The following is a 19688-nucleotide window of genomic DNA, read 5'->3' on the forward strand; positions in this document are numbered from 1 at the left end:
GTGCTGATCACGGCGTCGCTGTTCGGGCTCGCGCCCGCGCTGCTGCTGCTCGTGCTCGCGATCGTCGAGCGGGCACGATCGGTGCAGCGCGTGGCGTCGCCCGGACCGCGGTTCGAGCCGTCGCCCGGTGCGACGGTGCTGCACGACGCACTGCTGCTGAACGCCGACCGCAGGGCGATCGCGGCTGCTCTGATCGACTTGGCGGTGCGCCGCAAGGTGAGGCTGCTCGTGGATGCCGAGGCTCCGCCGGCGCGCGGATCGGGCCGCCGGGCGCCGGTGGGCATCGAGGTCGTGGAGGGCGCGACGTTCGCTCCGGAGGAGCTGAGCGTCCTCGAAGCGCTGTTCGGCCCTGATCACACGCCCGGCCGTGTGCGACGGTTCAGCTCGGATGCCCGTGCGCTGCATCGCCGAGTGCGCGCAGTGCTCGACGAGGCCGAGAAGCGTCTCGCGGCCGCGGGCCTGATCGCGCGGGGACGCCGCGCGTGGGCCACCTACCTGCTGCGCGTGGGCGCCTGGCTCGTGATCGGGGTCTGCCTGCTGCTGCTCTTCGCCGCGCTCGCGGTGAGCGAACCCGGCGCCGCACTGTACGCGGTCCTGAGCATCGGTCTCCTGGCCGCCGTCGCGGTGATCGTCGTCGCACCGCGGCCCTGGCGACGGTTCCTGCCCGCGGCGCAGCCGCTCCGCGGGCATCTCGCCGGCATCCGGGAGTACGTCGCGCTGGCCGAGGCCGAGCCGCTGCGGTTCCTGCAGTCGACGGCGGGCGCGGAGCTGCGGTCGGATGTCTCGCCGGAGGCGGCGTCGGAGCGACTGCAGCGGTTCCTGGTGAACGAGCGGCTGCTTCCGTATGCCGTGCTCTTCGGGCTGGAACGCTCGTGGACCGCAGCGCTCCGTACGGAGTCGCAGGAGCTGCGGGTCGCAGAGGGAGCGGGGGACGCGCTCGAGATCGCGGTCACCCTGTTCGATGCGATCGAGCTGGTCGGCGGAGTCGTGCACCTCGTCGGAGCGGTCGGCGATCTGGTCGACGCGACGGGCGGGATCGTCGAGGTCGTCGGCGGGGTCTTCGAGGCCGTCTCGACGTGATTCCCGGCGCCGCGACCGGAATCTCGGCATCGCCGCCCACGGAGCGTGGTCGATCGACCGGTCGCGCCTGCCGGAACGTCCGTGGCACGCCGTAGGCTGTTGTGGTGACCACAGCCCTCTACCGCCGCTACCGCCCCGAGTCGTTCGGCGAGATGATCGGGCAGTCCCAGGTGACCGAACCGCTGATGACCGCGCTGCGCGGCGACCGCGTCGGCCACGCCTACCTCTTCTCCGGGCCCCGCGGCTGCGGCAAGACGACCTCGGCACGCATCCTCGCCCGGTGCCTCAACTGCGCCGAAGGTCCCACCGACGTCCCCTGCGGCACCTGCCCCAGCTGCGTCGAGCTGTCGCGCGCGGGCGGAGGCTCGCTCGACGTCGTCGAGATCGACGCCGCCAGCCACAACGGTGTCGACGACGCCCGCGATCTGCGCGAGCGCGCGACCTTCGCACCCAGCCGCGACCGCTACAAGATCTTCATCCTCGACGAGGCGCACATGGTGACGCCTCAGGGGTTCAACGCGCTGCTCAAGCTCGTCGAAGAGCCGCCGGAGCACGTCAAGTTCATCTTCGCGACCACCGAGCCCGAGAAGGTTCTCGGCACGATCCGCTCGCGCACGCACCACTACCCGTTCCGTCTGGTGCCGCCGGCCGCGATGCTCGAGTACGTCGAGAAGCTGTGCACCGAAGAGGGCGTGGTCGCCGAACGAGGTGTGCTTCCCCTCGTGGTGCGCGCCGGAGGAGGGTCTCCGCGAGACACTCTCTCGCTGCTCGACCAGCTGATCGCCGGCTCCGATTCGCCCGCCGGCTCCGACACCGTGACGGTCGCGTACGAGCGTGCCGTGGCGTTGCTCGGCTACACGCATGCGGCGCTGCTCGACGAGATCGTCGACGCTCTGGCCGTCGCCGACGCGGCCGCGGCGTTCCCCGCGATCGACCGCGTCGTGCAGACGGGGCAGGATCCTCGCCGCTTCGTCGACGATCTGCTCGAGCGACTGCGCGACCTCATCGTGATCGCGGCCGTGGGGGAGGGCGCCTCGTCGGTGCTCCGAGGTACCGCCCAAGACGAGCTCGCCCGCATGCGCACGCAGGCGGATGCTTTCGGATCCGCGCGTCTGTCTCGCACCGCCGACGTCGTCAGCGCGGCACTCGATGACATGTCGGGAGCGACCTCGCCGCGACTCCACCTCGAGCTCATGGTCGCGCGCGTGCTCGCGGCGGGAGCCGAGACCGGCACGGTCGCCGCGCCCTCGCAGGTCGGAGCAGCGGGTGCATCCGCGCGCACTCAGGCGACAGCGATCCCGACGACATCCGAGCCGCGTGCTCGCGCTGCGGAACCGACGGCGGCGACGCCCGCCACGGCCGCTCCCGCTCAGACGGATCAGGCCGCTCAGGCGGATCAGGCCGCGCAGGCGGCTCAGACCGCACCCGGCGCCGCGATCGCCGCTGCATCGACGGCCCAGGCCGAGACCATCCCCGACTCGTCGGAGGCCCCCGCGCAGAACGCCGGGGCGGGCGAAGCCGGCGCGTCGTCTGCATCCCCCTCGGCATCCACGTCGGCGGAGCCCGAATCCGCGCCCGCGGCATCGGCAGGTCCCGTGACATTCGACGGCATCACCGCCGCCTGGCCCGGAGTGCTCAAGCGGCTCGAGGGCCTCAGCCGTACCTCGTGGCTGCTCGCGACCGCGGTTCAGCCGCTCGCCTTCGACACCGATTCCGACGTGCTCACTCTCGGATTCACGAGTCAGCACGACGTCGCGAAGTTCAAGGGCACGGTTCCGGGTGCAGGCCCGTCCGATCACCTTCGCATGGCGATCGAGCACGAGGTCGGCGTCAAGGTCAAGTACCGTCCCGCCCCGATGCCTGCGGGCGGGGCTCCACGTCAGCCGGCGACCCCCTCATCCGGCGCGCCGGCAGGCGACGCCACCGCATCGGAGCCTGCGTCAGCGGGGTCACCGCGTCCTCAGACTCGAAGTGCTTCTGCAGGGCCGGTGACCGAGTGGGCTGTCGCCGCCATCCCGGCATCCGCCGACCCCGCACCTGTTCCTGTCGCGGCGCCGGCCGTCGCTGCAGCCGCGCCGTCGTCGCCTCCCGCCGCGGCGACCCCGGCAGCTTCGGCCGCGGCAGCACCGGCAGCCCCGTCCTCGGCAACCCCGTCCTCGGCAGCTCCGAATGCTCCGACGGCTCCCGCCGCAGACCGGCCGGCCTACGGCGACGAGCCTCCGCCTCCGCTCGATGACGAACCGCCGTACTTCGACGACGAGCCGCCCTACGACCCGGCGTACGAGCCGGTGCCGACGACGCAGGCCGCGTCGTCCGCCGGTCGCGCTCAGGCCGGCCCGTCGTCATCGACTCCCGCGCAGCCGGCGCCCGTGCAGCCTGCTGCGCCGGCGCGCAAGGTGGCCTCAGCCGCCGCAGCCCCGGTGATCACCGAGCGCACCCCCGCCGGGGGAGTCCAGCGTTACGGTGAGGCCGTGATCCGCCAGGTGCTCGGCGCGACATTCGTGCGCGAAGAGCCCTACGAGCCCCCGACGAGGTTCTCCTGATGTATGACGGAATCGTCCAGGAGCTGATCGACGAGTTCGGTCGGCTGCCGGGAATCGGACCCAAGTCCGCGCAGCGCATCGCGTTCCACATCCTGCAGACGCCGACGTTCGACGTCGCGCGTCTCTCCGAGCTGCTCGTCGAGATCCGTGTGCGGGTGCGCTTCTGCGAGATCTGCGGCAACGTGGCAGAGCAGGAGCGCTGCGCGATCTGTCGTGATCCGCGCCGCAATCCCGAGCTGATCTGCGTCGTCGAAGATGCGAAAGACGTGGCCGCCATCGAGCGCACACGTGAGTTCCGCGGTCTCTATCACGTGCTCGGCGGGGCGATCAGTCCCATCGCCGGCATCGGTCCCGATGATCTGCGCATCGCGCAGCTCATGACGAGACTCGCAGACGGAACCGTGCAGGAGGTCATCCTCGCCACGAACCCGAACCTCGAAGGCGAGGCGACCGCGAGCTACCTCAGCCGCCTCCTCACCACCATGCAGATCACGGTGTCGCGCCTCGCCTCGGGCCTCCCGGTCGGCGGCGACCTCGAGTACGCCGACGAGGTCACCCTCGGTCGTGCCTTCGAGGGGCGGCGCGTGCTGTGAACCCCCGGCGCGTGCGGTGAACACCCAGGGCGGCTTCTCACGCCGTGGGTGGCTGCTCTTCGGAGCGATGGCCCTGCTGTGGGGCGTGCCGTACCTGTTCATCAGCATCGCGGTCGAGTCGCTCTCGCCACCGGCCATCGTCGCCGGGCGCACGCTCATCGCGGCCCTGCTCCTGCTGCCGTTCGCGATCCGCGGGGGAGCGCTTCGCGCGGCATGGAGGCACTGGCCGTGGATCCTCGCCTTCGGCGCTGTCGAGATGGCGGGCCCTTTCGTGCTGCTCGGCCATGCCGAGATGACGCTTCCTTCGGGCATGACCGGGCTGCTCGTCGCCACGGTTCCGCTGTTCGCCGCCCTGATCGCCCTGGGTGGCGGAGACCGCGGCGTCCTGCGCCCGGCGCGCGCGATCGGCCTGCTCGTCGGTTTCATCGGGGTGGCCATCGTCGTCGCCGGCCCGGGGCTCTTCGGTGGCCAGGTCAGCCTGCTCGCCGCGGGTGAGGTGCTGCTGGTCGCCATCCTCTACGCGATCGCGCCGTTCATCGTGGCCCGCAAGCTCGCCGACGTGCCCTCCCTCGGCACGATCACGCTGTCGCTGCTCATGATCGGCGTGATCTATCTGCCGATCGGACTCCTCACCCAGCATCAGGTGCCGACCCTGCCGTCGATCTTCGCCCTCCTGGCGCTCGCGGTCATCTGCACCGCCGTCGCCTTCCTCGCCTTCTTCGCGCTCATCCGCGAGGTGGGTCCCGTCCGAGCGCCGCTGTTCACCTACGTCAACCCGGTCGTGGCGATCCTCCTGGGCGCGATCGTGCTCGCCGAGCCCCTGACACCCGGACTCCTCATCGGGTTCCCGCTGATCATCGCCGGATGCTGGTTCGCCGCCACGGGTGGGAGATTCCGTCCTCCGGCATCCGTCGCGACCGATCTCGCCCCGGCGCCGCTCCCTCCGGCTCCCTGACGCAGCCGCCCGACCGTCACATGCGACGAAGCGCATATGCGCCGATCGTAGAATGGGCCGTGGGCGGATCCGCCCGACATCCCAGGGAGTGATCGTGGCCCTCATCGTGCAGAAGTACGGCGGCTCGTCTGTCGCCGACGCAGAGAGCATCAAGCGCGTCGCCAAGCGCATCGTCGACACACGTCGTGCAGGCCATGACGTGGTCGTCGCCGTGAGCGCCATGGGCGACACGACCGACGAGCTGCTCGACCTCGCCAACGAGGTGGCGCCGATCCCCGCGCCGCGGGAGCTCGACATGCTGCTCTCGAGCGGCGAGCGCATCTCGATGGCGCTGCTCGCCATGGCCATCCACTCCATGGGCTTCGAGGCCCGCTCGTTCACGGGCAGCCAAGCCGGCATGATCACCGACTCGCAGCACGGCGCCGCGCGTATCGTCGACGTCACACCGATCCGTCTGCGTGAGGCGCTCGACGAGGGCGCCATCGTCATCGTCGCCGGCTTCCAGGGCTTCAACCGCGATACCCGCGACATCACCACGCTCGGACGCGGCGGCTCCGACACGACCGCCGTGGCTCTGGCCGCCGCCCTCGACGCCGACGTCTGCGAGATCTACAGCGACGTCGACGGCATCTTCACGGCAGACCCCCGCGTCATCCCGAAGGCGCAGAAGCTCGACCACATCGGCAGCGAAGAGATGCTCGAGCTCGCCGCCAACGGCGCCAAGGTGCTCTACATCCGCGCCGTCGAGTACGCACGCCGGCACGGCGTCCTGATCCACGCCCGGTCGACGTTCTCGTCGTCCGAGGGCACATACGTTCTGGGCGAGGGCATGAAGAACCCTCGCGAAGCCGAGGGAGCAGAAGCCATGGAAGAACCGATCGTCGCCGGTGTCGCCACCGATTTCGGCCAGGCCAAGATCACCGTCGCGGGTGTCCCCGATGTGCCGGGCAAGGCGGCTGAGATCTTCAAGATCGTCGCCAAGTCGGGCGCGAACGTCGACATGATCGTGCAGAACGTGTCGGCCACCGGGCGCACCGACATCTCGTTCACGGTTCCCAAGGCCGATTCGGCGGCAGCGCTCAAGGCGCTGGCGGGCGAGCAGGCCGAGGTCGGCTTCCAGAACCTCGTGCACGACGACCAGATCGGCAAGCTCTCGGTCGTGGGCGCCGGAATGCGCACGCACTCGGGAGTCTCGGCGGTGCTGTTCGAGGCGCTGTCGGCCGGAGGCATCAACATCGAGATGATCTCGACGTCCGAGATCCGCATCTCGGTCGTGCTCCGTGACACCGACCTCGCCGAGGCCGCTCGCACCGTGCACACGGCGTACGGTCTCGACGGCGACGCCGAGGCGACCGTCCACGCCGGCACCGGTCGCTGAGCGCCCGGCCGTCGGTCCTCGAGCACCGGACGGCACGGTAGACTCACCGAAACCCTGACATCGGCGCCAGGCGCGGCATCCGCATCCCGACGTCGCGCCCGAAGCCTCTCTTGCAGTACTGCACGACGCCAAGGAACATCATGACCCGCATCTCCGACTCAGGACTCTCCGTCGCCATCGTGGGCGCCACCGGCCAGGTGGGCACCGTCATGCGCGAGATTCTCGCCGAGCGGTCCTTCCCGATCCGCGAGCTTCGCCTGTTCTCGTCGTCGCGCTCCGCGGGCACCGCCATCGAGTTCGGCGGCGCGACGGTCATCGTCGAAGACGTCGAGACCGCGGATGCCGGGGGCATCGACATCGCACTCTTCTCCGCCGGGGCGACCGCCAGCCGCGCCTACGCGCCGCGTTTCGCCGAGGCCGGGGCCGTCGTCGTCGACAACTCCAGCGCCTGGCGCAACGACCCCGAGGTTCCGCTCGTCGTCAGCGAGGTCAACCCGCACGCGATCGACGACCGCCCCCGTGGCATCATCGCGAACCCCAACTGCACGACGATGGCTGCGATGCCGGTTCTGAAGGCTCTGGATGCCGAGGCGGGCCTCGAGCGCCTGATCGTCTCGACGTACCAGGCGGTCTCCGGCTCGGGTCTGGCCGGCGCGCAGGAGCTCCTCGGCCAGGTCGAGGGCGTGCTCGCCCAGGGCGACACGCTGCGCCTCGTGCACGACGGCTCGTCGATCGACTTCCCCGAGCCCGAGAAGTACGTGGCTCCGATCGCGTTCGACGTGATCCCGTTCGCGGGCAACCTCGTCGACGACGGGCAGAACGAGACCGACGAGGAGAAGAAGCTCCGCAACGAGAGCCGCAAGATCCTCGAGATCCCCGACCTCCGCGTCGCCGGCACCTGCGTGCGGGTTCCCGTCTTCACCGGCCACTCGCTCTCGATCAACGTCGAGTTCGCCCGCGACATCACGCCGCAGCGTGCCGCGGAGGTGCTCTCCGCCGCTCCCGGGGTCGTCCTCGACGAGGTCCCCACACCGCTGCAGGCCGCCGGCAAGGACCCGAGTTTCGTCGGACGCATCCGCGCCGACCAGTCCGCCCCCGAGAACAAGGGCCTCGTGCTGTTCATCAGCAACGACAACCTGCGCAAGGGCGCGGCGCTCAACGCCGTGCAGATCGCCGAGATCCTCGCCGAGCGTCTGGCCGTCATAGCCTGACCGCATCGCCGCCATGCGGAACCGGTCTCGCGAGACCGGTCCGCATGGTCAGTCGTGCCGTGACCGCGAACTAGACTGTCGTGGTGACCGAAACCGTCGATGTCGTCTTGATCGGTGGTGGCATCATGAGCGCCACCCTGGGTACCCTTCTGCACGAGCTGCAGCCGGATTGGAAGATCGTCGCGTTCGAGCGACTCTCCGATGTGGCTCAGGAGTCGTCCAACCCGTGGAACAACGCGGGCACGGGCCACGCAGCGCTCTGTGAGCTGAACTACATGCCGCAGCAGAAGGGCGCTCCTCTCGACCCCGCCAAGGCCGTCTCGATCAACGAGCAGTTCCAGCAGAGTCGTCAGTTCTGGTCGTCGCTGGTCGACAGGGGAGTGCTCGACGCCCCCTCTACCTTCATCAACGCCACGCCGCACATGACGTTCGTGCGCGGCGAGAAGGATGTCGCGTACCTCAAGGACCGCTACGAGGTGCTGAAGAAGCAGCCGCTGTTCGACGGCATCGAGTACAGCGAGGATTCCCGCGTCATCAACAAGTGGGCGCCGCTGCTCATGCAGCAGCGTCGCAAGGGCGAGCCGTTCGCCGCGACACGCGTGCCCGCCGGCACCGATGTCGACTTCGGTGCGCTCACGCACCAGCTCTTCGACCACCTCACGGACTCGGGCGTGGCGCTGCGCACCAACCACGAGGTCAAGAGCCTGAAGAAGCAGAAGGACGGCACCTGGCTCATCAACTACCGCACGACCATCGGGCGCACGCCGAACCAGATCAAGGCACGGTTCGTGTTCGTCGGCGCCGGTGGCTGGGCTCTCAAACTGCTGCAGCGCTCAGGCATCCCCGAGATCAAGGGCTACGGCGTCTTCCCGATCGGCGGTCAGTTCCTCAAGACCTCCGACCCGAAGATCGTCGCCCAGCACAAGGCCAAGGTCTACTCGCAGGCGTCCGTCGGGGCCCCGCCCATGTCGGTGCCGCACCTCGACACGCGTGTGGTCGACGGCGAGGCCTCGCTGATGTTCGGGCCGTTCGCGACGTTCAGCCCCAAGTTCCTCAAGAACGGGTCGATGCTCGACATCGTGTCGCAGGTGCGCACGCACAACCTGTGGCCGATGCTGCGGGTCGCCTTCGCGAACCCCGACCTCATCACCTATCTGGTGGGCGAGCTGCTCAAGAACCACGCGAAGAAGGTCGACAGCCTCCGCACGTTCATGCCGACCGCCAAGGATGAGGACTGGACCCTCATCGACGCCGGTCAGCGCGCCCAGGTGATGAAGAAGGATGCCAAGAAGGGCGGCATCCTGCAGTTCGGCACCGAGGTCGTCTCGGCAGCCGACGGGTCGATCGCCGGCCTGCTCGGCGCCTCGCCGGGAGCATCCACCGCCGTGCCGATCATGCTCGACCTGCTCAAGAAGTGCTTCCCCGCCGAGTACCCGGGCTGGGAGTCCGCGCTGCGCGAGCTCATCCCGACGTTCGGCGAGCAGCTGAACAGGGACGCCGCTCTCGCCGCGAAGTCGACCTCCGCGACGGCGGCGACGCTCGGCATCAACGAGTAACCGGCCTGTGGCGAAGCTCTACTTCCGCTACGGGGCGATGAACTCGGGCAAGTCCACTTCGCTGCTCCAGGCCGCGTACAACTACGAGGAACGCGGTCAGCACGTGCTGCTCGCCAAGCCCGAGATCGACACCAAGGGCGCGTCGCAGATCGACAGCCGACTCGGTGTGTCGCGCGACGTCGACTTCCTCGTCGGGCCCGAGGACGACGTCCGCTCGCTGTTCGCGACGCACCGCGAACGTGTTCGCCGGGCCACGGAAGACGAGCTGCTGCCCAGCGGCCCGGTCGACGTCGCCTGTCTTCTGATCGACGAGGCGCAGTTCCTCACCGCCGAGCAGGTCGACGATCTGTTCCGCATCGCGATCGAAGACGGCATCCCGGTGATGGCGTACGGCATCCGCAACGACTTCCTCACCCACGCGTTCCCCGGCTCTGCGCGCCTGCTCGCGATCTCCCACTCGCTCGAAGAGCTCAAGACGATCTGCCGCTGCGGACGCAAGGCGGTCTTCAACGGTCGTGTGATCGGCGGACGATTCGTGTTCGACGGCGACCAGGTGGCGATCGACGAGGGTGCCGACGGGTCCGCGGCACCCGAGCTCACGACCTACGAGTCGCTGTGCGGAGCGTGCTACCTCGACGAGTCCGGCGGACGCCTGGGCTGAGAGCCACACCGCCGGTGCCCCCGCCTTCGGGCGGTGTTCTCGTGCGCCCCGATTGCGTGGTCTGACCACACGCGATACTGTGGTCAGACCACAGGAGGGCGTCGGTGATCGACCCCCGCAGACACGCGAACGACGAGGAGAGCGGATGCCGGAGCAACCCGCACGCGCCTGGCGTCTCGTGCTCGAACATGTCGAGCGCGATCTGCTCGACGGACGCCTCGGCCCCGGAGACCGACTCGCCTCCGAGCGCGACCTCGCCGCCGACCTCGGAGTGGGACGCTCGAGCGTCCGAGAGGCGCTGCGCGTGCTCGAGGTCATGGGTCTGATCCGCACGGCGACGGGCTCAGGGCCGCAGTCGGGAGCGATCGTCATCGCCACCCCGTCCGGTGGCATGTCGACGCTGCTGCGGCTGCAGGTCGCCGCTCAGGGGTTCCCTCTGGCCGATGTCGTGCAGACGCGACTGCTGCTCGAGGACGCGGTCGCCGCAGCCCTGGCGCAGCACAGCGATCCCGATCTCACGCACGCACACAGCGTGCTCGATGCGATGGATGCCGAGGGGCTGACCCCTGGCGAGTTCCTGGCGCTCGACGCACAGCTGCACCTCGCCCTCGCCGAGTCCAGTGGCAACACCGTCGTCGCGGCGATCATGGCAGGGCTCCGCACCTCGATCGAGTCGTATGTGCAGGAGGGGGCCGCGGCCATCGCCGACTGGGATGCCATGGCGGCCGTGCTGCGCTCCGAGCACCGCGCGATCGTCGCGGCCATCGCTGCGGGTGACGCGCCGACGGCTCAGGCACTCGTGCGCGCCCACATCACCGGCTACTACACCGCGGCGGGGCTCACCCGCAGCACCCGATCCACCGACTGAGAGGACACGAGATGGTCCAGCGCCAGCTTCCCAACCCCGTAGAGCTGCTCGAGCTCATGAAGTTCAAGAAGCCCGAGTTCGACGGCAAGAAGCGCCGCCTCGACTCGGCACTCACGATCGACGACCTGCGCACCATCGCGAAGCGCCGCACGCCGAAGGCCGCGTTCGACTACACCGATGGGGCCGCGGAGGGCGAGCTGTCGCTCACGCGTGCGCGCCAGGCCTTCCAGGATGTCGAGTTCCACCCCGGCATCCTCCGCCCGGCGCCGACCGTCGACACGTCCGTCGACATCCTCGGAGGCCCGTCCGCGCTTCCCTTCGGCATCGCGCCGACCGGGTTCACCCGTCTGATGCAGACCGAGGGCGAGGTCGCCGGCGCCGGCGCCGCAGCCGCTGCCGGCATCCCCTTCACGCTGTCGACGCTCGGCACGACCTCGATCGAGGGTGTGAAGGCCGCGAACCCGCACGGCCGCAACTGGTTCCAGCTGTACGTCATGCGCGACCGCGAGATCTCGTACGAGCTGACCCGTCGCGCCGCCGCCGCCGGTTTCGACACACTCCAGTTCACGGTCGACACCCCGGTCGCCGGAGCGCGTCTGCGCGACAAGCGCAACGGCTTCAGCATCCCCCCGCAGCTCACGCTCGGAACGATCGTCAACGCCATCCCTCGTCCGTGGTGGTGGTACGACTTCCTCACCACGCCCAAGCTCGAGTTCGCGTCGCTGAGCACCACCGGCGGCACCGTCGGGGAGCTGCTCGATGCGGCGATGGACCCGACGATCAGCTACGACGACCTCGCGGTGATCCGCGACATCTGGCCCGGCAAGATCGTGATCAAGGGCGTGCAGAACGTCGAGGACTCGGTGCGGCTGCGCGACGCCGGTGTCGACGGCATCGTGCTGTCGAACCACGGCGGGCGCCAGCTCGACCGTGCGCCGATCCCGTTCCACCTGCTGCCCGAGGTGCGCAAGGCCGTGGGCGACGACTTCACCGTCATGATCGACACCGGCATCATGAACGGTGCCGACATCGTCGCCGCCGTCGCGCTCGGTGCCGACTTCACGCTCATCGGCCGCGCCTACCTGTACGGGCTCATGGCGGGTGGCCGTCAGGGGGTCGACCGCACGATCAGCATCCTCCGCACCGAGATCGAGCGCACCATGCGCCTGCTGGGCGTCGCCTCGCTCGCCGAGCTCGAGCCCGCGCACGTCACGCAGCTCACGCGCCTCGTTCCGGTGGCGCGCGCCGCGTCCGACGTCGTCGTCGGCTGACCCTCACACCGCGGACTCGGCGACCCGCCGGGTCCGCGGTGGCCAGGGCACGAGCATCGACGTCGTCCGACGGTACTCCGCGTACGCGGGATACTTTCCCGCGGTGATCGACTCGGTGAAGACCGTCGAGCCGATGAACAGGATGCTGAGCAGGAACGGTCCGATGATCGACCAGTTCAACGCCCCGCCGAGCAGGCCTTCGCCCGAGGCCACGGCGGCCGTCGCGCCGATCGCGTAGAGCGCCCACCACTGGCTCTGCTCGAAGAAGAAGTTGGGGTGCCTGCTGTAACGGAACAGCCCCTCGGTCGCGAAGCCGGGAGCGAGTGCGCCGCCCGCCTGCTTCTTGCGCCGGTGGAACTCCCACTGCTGCTGGTCGGCGACCGTCTCGCCGAGCAGCAGCGCGAGGAAGACCGCGGCGAACACGAGGTCCCACGCGTTCAGCGGAGCCGGATGCTGCAGGGCGATCTCAGCCGGGAGCGTGATGAGCACGAGCAGCGTCATCTGATACCCGATGATGAACAGCAGATTGAAGAGCTGGAACTGCCACGGCTTCATGCGTCCGCGCAGGATCGCCCACCGGTAGTCCTCCATGCCGGTGTATCCGCCCTTGCGGGCGAAGTTGAAGGTCAGACGCGCACCCCACAGGTCACGAGAACGGCCATCAGCACCAGGCGGCCGGCCTCGTCGCCGCCCGCGAGTGCCGCACCGGCGAAGATCCACACGTAGACGACGGGCACGATCGACTAGGCGCGGTCGACCCACGAGGTGTCGCGGGTCACGAGAGACAGGATCCAGCAGGCCGCGCTCGCGACAGCTGCGGTCAGGATGACGATCAGCAGCGGTTCCATACCGACATGCTAGAACTCCGCCGCACGCGCGGGGTGTAGGCAGCCGTCAGAGCGTGGGGAGGAGTGCGTCGAGCTTGTCGGCGGTGTCCTCCCAGCCCTCCACGGCCACCGAGGGCACGCCGATCGCGAGCACCGGGTAGTCGTTGCCGCCCTCGTCGAGACGGTCGCCGTAGAACAGCATCGAGGTCAGGGGGATACCGGTGTGCTCGGCGAGCTGTCGCATGCCGTATGCCTTGTCGATTCCTGCGAGCGTGATGTCGATCGAGGTCGATCCGCCCGAGCGCACCTCGAGGTCGGGAAGTCGGGTGGCGACGGCATCCCGCAGCGCCTCCCGCTTCGCGCCGCTCGGGTCCCAGTCGCGCTTGGCGCCGTGCGGTGCCCTCTGGCCGAGGGCCGAGAACGTGATCTGCGAACCGCGGTCTTCGAGGATCTCACCCCAGGGCTGGGGTTCCCACAGCCCCAGACGCTCCGCCTCTTCGCGCAGCGCACTCAGCGCTCGCGCCTTTTGCTCCGCGCTGAGATCCTGCGCGTACACCGGAGCGAATCCTGTGCCGTCCCACCGCAGGTACCGCGTTCCGCAGGTGGGGAGCAGGTGCAGTCGAGCGGCGGCCGTCGCATCGATGTCGCCGAGCTTAGCGATCACCTGCGAGCGGAACTGGGCCTCATTGCCTCCCGAGATGATCGCGACATCGACCTTCGAGAGCAGCGCAAGCAGCAGACGGGCGATCCGCGGGTCGATCGCGGCCTTGGAGGCGGCGAGGGTGTCGTCGAGATCGAAGGCGACCAGAGCAGGCGAGGTCATGATGCTTCCTGGGTATGTGGCGGACGGGGAGTGGGATGCGGGGCGAACAGCAGCGTTCCGGCGATCGCGATGAAGACGCCGATCAGGGCGCCGCCCGAGTTCGCGACGACGTCGGTGATCGTCGCAGCGCGGTGGGGGAGGGCGAGCCGCTGTGCGATCTCGATCGTGAACGACAGCACAGGACCCGCGATCACCGCGAGCATCCAGAGGCGGCGCGGCACGAGGACGAACGCGACGATGCCGACCGGCACGAACACGAGCACGTTCGCGATGATCTCGAGGCGCGTGAAGTCGAGTGACTCCCAGCCCAGGCGGTGAGCCGCCGAGAGCACGAGATCGAGCAGGTTCGGCATCGTCTCCTCCACACGCGCGGGCGTCAGCGTGAGCAGGGCGAGACCGGCGAGGAACGGGATGCCGAGACCGAGTGCGATGCCGCGGGTGAGGCGGCGCGGGGGAGGGAACAGGTTGCTCACGCGGTCCCTTTCGCCTCGGTCCTGGTACAGAGAAGGCCGCCCGTGAGGGCGGCCTTCCGGTGTTACTGGTCGGGGTGACAGGATTTGAACCTGCGACCTCTTCGTCCCGAACGAAGCGCGCTACCAAGCTGCGCCACACCCCGTTTTGCAACCCTCCGAGTCTACAGCGAAATGGTCTCAGCGCCGAATCGAGGGCTCATCCGCCACGCGTGTCATCGAGATCAGAAGTGTCGTCGCTCCCAGAACTCAGATCACCATCAGACTTGTCAACCTCACGAATCGATGGGGGACCATCATCGCTAGGGCAGGCAGCATGGCAGGTCACGCGCTGACAGCCACGCAGATCAGCGCGGCTACGAATCCGCTCGTGGACGTGAGCGGCCCGATTCTTCCGCCACTCGCGCCGAGTGTGAACGACCATCCGACGAACGCGATCCATGAGATCGAAAGCGCGCATCGAAACGGCGAGCGCGAATACGGCCCCGCGAGGTACAAGCCGCGAGAGAGCCGGCACCGCCCTGACAGCTGGCAAGAGAAGGCTCAACGCGAAGACAACGACGAGAGGCAAGCGGAGCCGAGTGTAGGGCTAGCGATTCATCGAATGGCGACGGAGTCCGTGTCAGGATACGAGATCCTGAAACGGACAGTAAAGCATCTATGAAGTGCTCCGGATGTCTATCTCTCTGCGCGGTGATCAGTTAAAATACGCGATGTGGTTTGTGCGTATGTATAGACCAGTTTGGCACGTTGAACCATTGCCTTTGAATGTCATTCGGTCCCGCGTGCTTGGACCGAAGATGCCGTCTGACGTCGCGCCGATGGCAGACTGAACAGATCTTAGGGCCGTTCGTGTCGCCGGGCCGAAGTTGCCGTCTACAGTAAGACCCTTCCCGTAGCACTGATTGAGTGCTTGCTGCATTCCGCGGACTGCGTCATTTACCGTGCCCTGGTTGAGCGTGCAATTGGACACGCCGCTGTTCGAGGTTGAAGGCACCGGGATGCGGGGGACGCCCGAATTGCTTGGCCCCATTCTGACCGAGAAGCTGTATTCTGGGTAGCCGCCCGAGAAGGGGGTGATCGCGCTTTCAGCGGTCTGACCGTTTGCTGCTTGTGCTCCTGCTGGGGTGGTGGCAAAGTAAGCCGTCAACAATATTGTCGCGAGTGTTTTTGCAATGCTTTTCGTTTGTCTCGGTCCGTTCTAGTCTGACAGCAAACCCGGACGTATCGATCCTGGAGGGGAGCAAGCAGTTCAACAGGGGAACGTGCGTCAGTCGCTATCTCTCAAGTGTTGTGAGTCGCAGCAGGCATGCACAATGCCAATCTGCGTTAGAGGCCTCAAGGGCCCCGAGGAGACGGAAGTGTTGTGAACTTAGTTCACGGTGCCGCTCACGTGAACAGCCCATGCTCGGTACGTTCCGGCGCCGAAGATTCCATCAATCGGCCCGGTGTATAGTCCCTCGTGCTTGAGTAGTCTCTGCAGTGCGGTCTTCGTCTGGTAACCCGCGATCCCGTCCACTGTGCCGGCGTTCCAACCTGCCGCATTCAAATACCGTTGCATTGCCTTCCAAGAATTGACACCAAAGGCTCCATCGACGGAGCCGGTGTAGTAACCAAAAAGCATAAAGCCTTGTACGTCTTGGTAGAAGCACTTCGTAGGGACGCCCGTGCTCCACGTAGTCGAATTGCAACCGTTCCAGAATGTTTTGACCTGCGGTGAGCTGGCCACAGCGGTGCTGGCGACGGCGGGGCTTGCGGCTGAGACAGCGAGCGCTGTGACAATCACGATGGGCGCGAAAGCATACCTTATTTGCATTTGAATCCTCCGGTTAGTCTCGTTTCCCCCGAGACTTGACCTGACAGTAACACCAGCCCTTGGACTGTTGCAATAGTCGAAGTCGGGTTTATGTGCGTCGAGCACATGCAAGAGGATTCAGCGGCGACGTGGGATGAGTGTCAGCAGCGTCGCCTCGGGGCGGCACGCGAAGCGCACGGGAGCGTAGATCGAGTGACCGCAGCCGGCGCTGACGTTCAGCGGGACGGTGCGCCCGCCCTGCGTCCAGGTGCTGAGGCCCTTGGCCTGCTTCAGCGGGATGTCGCAGTTCGCGACCAGGGCGCCGAAGCCGGGCAGGCACACCTGGCCGCCGTGCGTGTGGCCGCCGAAGATCGCGTCGGCGCCGAGCTCGATGTAGCGGTTCATCACACGCTGGTAGGGCGCATGCGTGACGCCGAGCACGGATGTCGCGGCATCCTGCGGGCCGAGGGTCCTGATCGCGGCGGGGAGGTCTTCGAGCCGGTCCCACTGCCGGTGCGCGTCGCTCACGCCGAAGAAGTCGAGCGGGTTCCCTGCGACAGTGAGCCGCGCGGCGGTGTTGTTCAGATCCGTCCAGCCGAGCTCGTCGGTGAAGTACGCATCCATCGCATCCGTGTCGAGGAACGTCGGTTCGCTGTGCCGTTTCGATGGTCCGGCGAAGTAGCGGATCGGGTTGCGTGGGGCGGGGCCGTTCACATCGTTCGAGCCGTGCACGAACACACCGGGGATGCCGGCGAAGGGCTCGAAGGCCCGACGGATGCCCACCAGGCCGTCGCGGTGCCCGAGGTTGTCGCCGGTGTTGATCACGAGGTCGGGCTTCAACTGCGCGAGAGAGGCGAGCCAGTCCTGCTTGCGGTGCTGCCACGGCGCCATGTGCGCATCCGAGACGTGGAGCACGCGCAGGGGAGAGGAGCCGGGTGGGAGTGCGGATGCCGTCGCCTCCCGCACCGTGAAGAGGTAGCGCTCGATGCCGATGCCCCAGACGGCGGCCGCAGCACCAGCGGCCCCCACCGCGCCGAGCGCGATGAGGGCCGGGTGTGCCGCACGGCGTGAGGTCACTGACACGTGACCTTGATGGTCGTGCTCTTGTTCGCTGCGGCGTTGGCAGCGGGTGAGGTCGACGCGACCTTCGCCCCGTTGCCGTTGCACGAACCGTCGAAATCGATCGACGTGAAGCCGGCGCCGAACAGTGCTTCCTGCGCCTTGTCCTTCGCCTGCCCGGTGATGTCGGGCACGGTCGCTCCCTGGCCGTTGCTCGGCGAGAGCGTGACGGTCGCACCGCTCGGGGCCTGACCGGCAGGGTCCTGCGCCACGACGATGTTGGTCGCCTTGTCGCTGTCGACCGCGGCACCGACCGTGACCTGGAATCCCTTGTCCTTCAGGGTCGCCGTGGCCTCTTCGACGGTCTGTCCGACGACGTTCGGCACGTCGGTCAGCACCTGACGGATCAGCTTGTTGTCGGGTTCGGGGAACCGGTCGCCGCCGTAGATCCTGTTCGCGGCCTCCTGCGAGGCGCGAGCGAGCGGGTACCGGAGGTCACTCAGCTTGCGGTCCTTGTAGTAGCTCCGATTGATCGGTGCCTCGCCGAGAGTGCGACCGACCCACACGGCCGTCGTGACCTTGGTGCTCGACTCGATCATCATGGTCTGCCACCCGTTGTGGGTACCGGTCTTGCCGATCAGTGGGGTTCCGTCGTACGTGTTCGCGTTGGCTCCGGTTCCTCCGGAGGTCATGACGCCCTGCAGCGCATACGCGGCCGTGGCGGCCACCTCGGGCGAGATCACCTGCGAGCACGTCGACTTCGGCACGGGGATGTCGTTGCCGTCGCCGTCGACGACGCGCTCGATCGCGACCGGGGTGCAGTGGATGCCCTTGTTCGCGACCGTCGCGTAGGCACCGGCCATGGCGAGCGGCGAGATGTACTTCGACCCCAGGACGTCGAACGGCACGTTCTCGTCGGTGGTCTTGCCGCCCTTCGCGAGGGTGACGCCCATTCTGTCGGCGACCTTGTTGATGTCGCACAGGTCGAGCTTCTCCGCCATCGCGAAGTAGCCGGTGTTCAGCGACTGGCGCGTGAAAGTCATCACGGAGCCGGTGTACCCCGAAGCGCCGTTGAAGTTTCCGACGTCCTTGCTGTTGAAGGTCGTCGTCGTGTTTTCGCAAGAGGCCGTGATGCGCATCGTCCGGTTGGCGCCGTTCAGCGTCTCACGGACCGAGTGCCCCTTCTCGAGCCAGTCGATCAGCGTGAAGAGCTTGTACGTCGATCCGACCGAGAATCCACCGGACCCGCCATGGGCCTGGTCGGACGCCCAGACCAGTGCCGAATATGCCTGATCGTTCGTCACCGTCTCGCTGAAGGTCGTGTTCTGCGTGATGGAGAGCACCTTGCCCGTGCCGGTCTCGATCGACACCCCGGCCGAACCGAAGTACTGGTTGTCGGGGTTCGTCGGCACGATGTCCGCCATGGCGTTGGCCGCAGCGGTCTGGATGTCGATGTTCATCGTCGTGTAGATCTTCAGGCCGCCCTGGCGGAGCAGATCCCGGCGGGCCGTCTCATCGTCGCCGAATGCCGGGTCGGTGAGCACGATCGACTTCACGTACTCGCAGAAATAGGCGCTGCGCGCGACGTTTCCTGCGGAGACGCAGCCCTGCGTGGGCTGGGTGATCGCGGGGGTGATGGGGGAGGCATCCGCCTCGTCGAACTGCGCCTGCGTGATCTTGCCGAGCGTGAGCATGCGGTCGAGCACGTAGTGACGGCGATCCAGCGTCAGGGCGTAGCCGTCTTCCTCGGTGTTGTGTGCGACGCCGTCCTTGTCGGTCCACGTGCCCGCGGGCTTGTCGATCCGGTACTGGTTCGGGTTCTGCACCATGCCGGCGATCGTGGCTGCCTGGGCAGCCGTCAGCTTCGCCGCGGTGGTGGAGAAGTAGTAGTTGGCGGCGGCCTCGATGCCGTAGACCGTGCCGCCGAAGTTCGCGATGTTGAGGTACCCGAGGAGGATGTCGTTCTTCGAGTACTCCTTCTCGATCTGCAGGGCGTAGCGCATCTCCTGCAGCTTGCGCTCGATGCCCTTGGCACCGTCGGCGTTCGTCGCCTCGGTCCAGCACTTCTCGAGGTCGTCGGCGTACGTGCCGGACGCGGGGTCGGCCTCCTGCTCGCACTCCTGGATCAGCACGTTCTTCACGTACTGCTGCGTGATGGTCGATGCGCCTCGGTCGTCAGTGCCTCGGAGGTTGTCGACCAGAGCCTTGGCCGTCGCGCCGACGTTGACGCCGCCGTGGCTGAAGTAGTCCTTGTCCTCGCTCGAGAGGATCGCGTCGTAGACGACCGGGTTGATCTGGTCGTACGTCAGCGGGATGCGGTTCTGCTCGTAGAACGACGCCAGCTCGACGGGATTCTTGTCGGCGTCCATCGCGTAGATGGTCGACTGCTCCATCGGCCGGTTCACCTGGAGGTTCGCGGGGAGCTTCTCGAAGATGGTGAGGGCCTGGGATCCGGCGATACCCGTCATGGCGAGAACAGGGGTGACGCTGGCCGCGACGAGGAGACCGGCGACGGCGCTGAGCCCGACGAGTCCGAGGACTCCGCCGAGCGCACCTTTCACCGTGCGATTCTTTTGAGGCATACGCTGATCGTAGGGG

At 67.7% G+C, this 19688-nt stretch carries 17 protein-coding genes and 1 tRNA gene; 10 read left to right on the forward strand and 8 right to left on the reverse strand.

The window, feature by feature from the left end:
* From ACTJKH_RS01615 to ACTJKH_RS01660, 10 genes are all read left to right on the forward strand, one after another.
* Positions 1-1080 carry a DUF2207 family protein gene (locus tag ACTJKH_RS01615; protein WP_440735504.1) on the forward strand — a complete coding sequence of 360 codons (1080 nt, stop codon included), beginning with the start codon at positions 1-3 and terminating at the stop codon, positions 1078-1080.
* Between the two features lie 104 nt (positions 1081-1184).
* On the forward strand, positions 1185-3623 hold the full coding sequence (locus tag ACTJKH_RS01620) for a DNA polymerase III subunit gamma and tau (RefSeq protein ID WP_440735505.1): 2439 nt from the start codon (positions 1185-1187) through the stop codon (positions 3621-3623).
* Positions 3623-4216 carry a recombination mediator RecR gene (gene recR / locus ACTJKH_RS01625; RefSeq protein WP_210098652.1) on the forward strand — a complete coding sequence of 198 codons (594 nt, stop codon included), beginning with the start codon at positions 3623-3625 and terminating at the stop codon, positions 4214-4216. The genes ACTJKH_RS01620 and recR overlap by 1 nt, the downstream gene beginning before the upstream one ends.
* Before the next feature lie 16 nt (positions 4217-4232).
* Positions 4233-5171 carry a DMT family transporter gene (locus ACTJKH_RS01630; RefSeq protein WP_440735506.1) on the forward strand — a complete coding sequence of 313 codons (939 nt, stop codon included), beginning with the start codon at positions 4233-4235 and terminating at the stop codon, positions 5169-5171.
* A 94-nt stretch (positions 5172-5265) separates the two neighbouring features.
* Entirely contained in the window at positions 5266-6549 is a 1284-nt protein-coding gene (locus ACTJKH_RS01635) for an aspartate kinase (RefSeq protein WP_210098650.1), read from the forward strand.
* Between the two features lie 140 nt (positions 6550-6689).
* Positions 6690-7760: an aspartate-semialdehyde dehydrogenase gene (locus ACTJKH_RS01640; protein ID WP_210098649.1), complete on the forward strand. Its 1071-nt coding sequence runs from the start codon at positions 6690-6692 to the stop codon at positions 7758-7760.
* An 83-nt stretch (positions 7761-7843) separates the two neighbouring features.
* Positions 7844-9316 carry a malate:quinone oxidoreductase gene (locus tag ACTJKH_RS01645; protein ID WP_440735507.1) on the forward strand — a complete coding sequence of 491 codons (1473 nt, stop codon included), beginning with the start codon at positions 7844-7846 and terminating at the stop codon, positions 9314-9316.
* Between the two features lie 7 nt (positions 9317-9323).
* The gene (locus ACTJKH_RS01650; RefSeq protein ID WP_440735508.1) at positions 9324-9977 is read left to right on the forward strand and encodes a thymidine kinase; all 654 of its coding nucleotides are present in this window, start codon (positions 9324-9326) and stop codon (positions 9975-9977) included.
* 145 nt (positions 9978-10122) lie between these two features.
* Complete coding sequence (locus ACTJKH_RS01655) at positions 10123-10845, forward strand: FadR/GntR family transcriptional regulator (RefSeq protein ID WP_440735509.1); 723 nt, start codon at positions 10123-10125, stop codon at positions 10843-10845.
* Between the two features lie 11 nt (positions 10846-10856).
* Positions 10857-12116: an alpha-hydroxy acid oxidase gene (locus ACTJKH_RS01660; protein ID WP_259162133.1), complete on the forward strand. Its 1260-nt coding sequence runs from the start codon at positions 10857-10859 to the stop codon at positions 12114-12116.
* 3 nt (positions 12117-12119) lie between these two features.
* On the opposite strand, the gene ACTJKH_RS01665 is transcribed toward ACTJKH_RS01660, so the two are convergent.
* The 8 genes from ACTJKH_RS01665 to ACTJKH_RS01700 form a co-directional block, all read right to left on the reverse strand.
* A complete protein-coding gene (locus tag ACTJKH_RS01665) occupies positions 12120-12707 on the reverse strand; it encodes a DUF1295 domain-containing protein (RefSeq protein WP_440735510.1) in 588 nt (195 codons plus the stop codon).
* A 303-nt stretch (positions 12708-13010) separates the two neighbouring features.
* On the reverse strand, positions 13011-13766 hold the full coding sequence (locus ACTJKH_RS01670) for an HAD-IIB family hydrolase (RefSeq protein ID WP_440735511.1): 756 nt from the start codon (positions 13764-13766) through the stop codon (positions 13011-13013).
* Entirely contained in the window at positions 13763-14239 is a 477-nt protein-coding gene (locus ACTJKH_RS01675) for a VanZ family protein (RefSeq protein WP_440735512.1), read from the reverse strand. Before ACTJKH_RS01675 ends, ACTJKH_RS01670 begins: the two co-directional genes overlap by 4 nt.
* A gap of 66 nt (positions 14240-14305) precedes the next feature.
* Positions 14306-14382: transfer RNA gene (locus ACTJKH_RS01680), tRNA-Pro, on the reverse strand.
* Between the two features lie 551 nt (positions 14383-14933).
* Positions 14934-15269: a peptidoglycan-binding domain-containing protein gene (locus ACTJKH_RS01685; RefSeq protein ID WP_440735737.1), complete on the reverse strand. Its 336-nt coding sequence runs from the start codon at positions 15267-15269 to the stop codon at positions 14934-14936.
* 339 nt (positions 15270-15608) lie between these two features.
* Positions 15609-16052 carry a peptidoglycan-binding domain-containing protein gene (locus ACTJKH_RS01690; RefSeq protein ID WP_440735738.1) on the reverse strand — a complete coding sequence of 148 codons (444 nt, stop codon included), beginning with the start codon at positions 16050-16052 and terminating at the stop codon, positions 15609-15611.
* A 117-nt stretch (positions 16053-16169) separates the two neighbouring features.
* Positions 16170-17108 carry a metallophosphoesterase gene (locus ACTJKH_RS01695; protein ID WP_440735739.1) on the reverse strand — a complete coding sequence of 313 codons (939 nt, stop codon included), beginning with the start codon at positions 17106-17108 and terminating at the stop codon, positions 16170-16172.
* Positions 17105-19672 carry a transglycosylase domain-containing protein gene (locus ACTJKH_RS01700; protein ID WP_440735513.1) on the reverse strand — a complete coding sequence of 856 codons (2568 nt, stop codon included), beginning with the start codon at positions 19670-19672 and terminating at the stop codon, positions 17105-17107. The genes ACTJKH_RS01695 and ACTJKH_RS01700 overlap by 4 nt, the downstream gene beginning before the upstream one ends.
* Positions 19673-19688: the final 16 nt, after the last annotated feature.

The sequence above is a fragment of the Microbacterium sp. 22215 genome (assembly GCF_052045655.1).
GTDB lineage: Bacteria > Actinomycetota > Actinomycetes > Actinomycetales > Microbacteriaceae > Microbacterium > Microbacterium phyllosphaerae.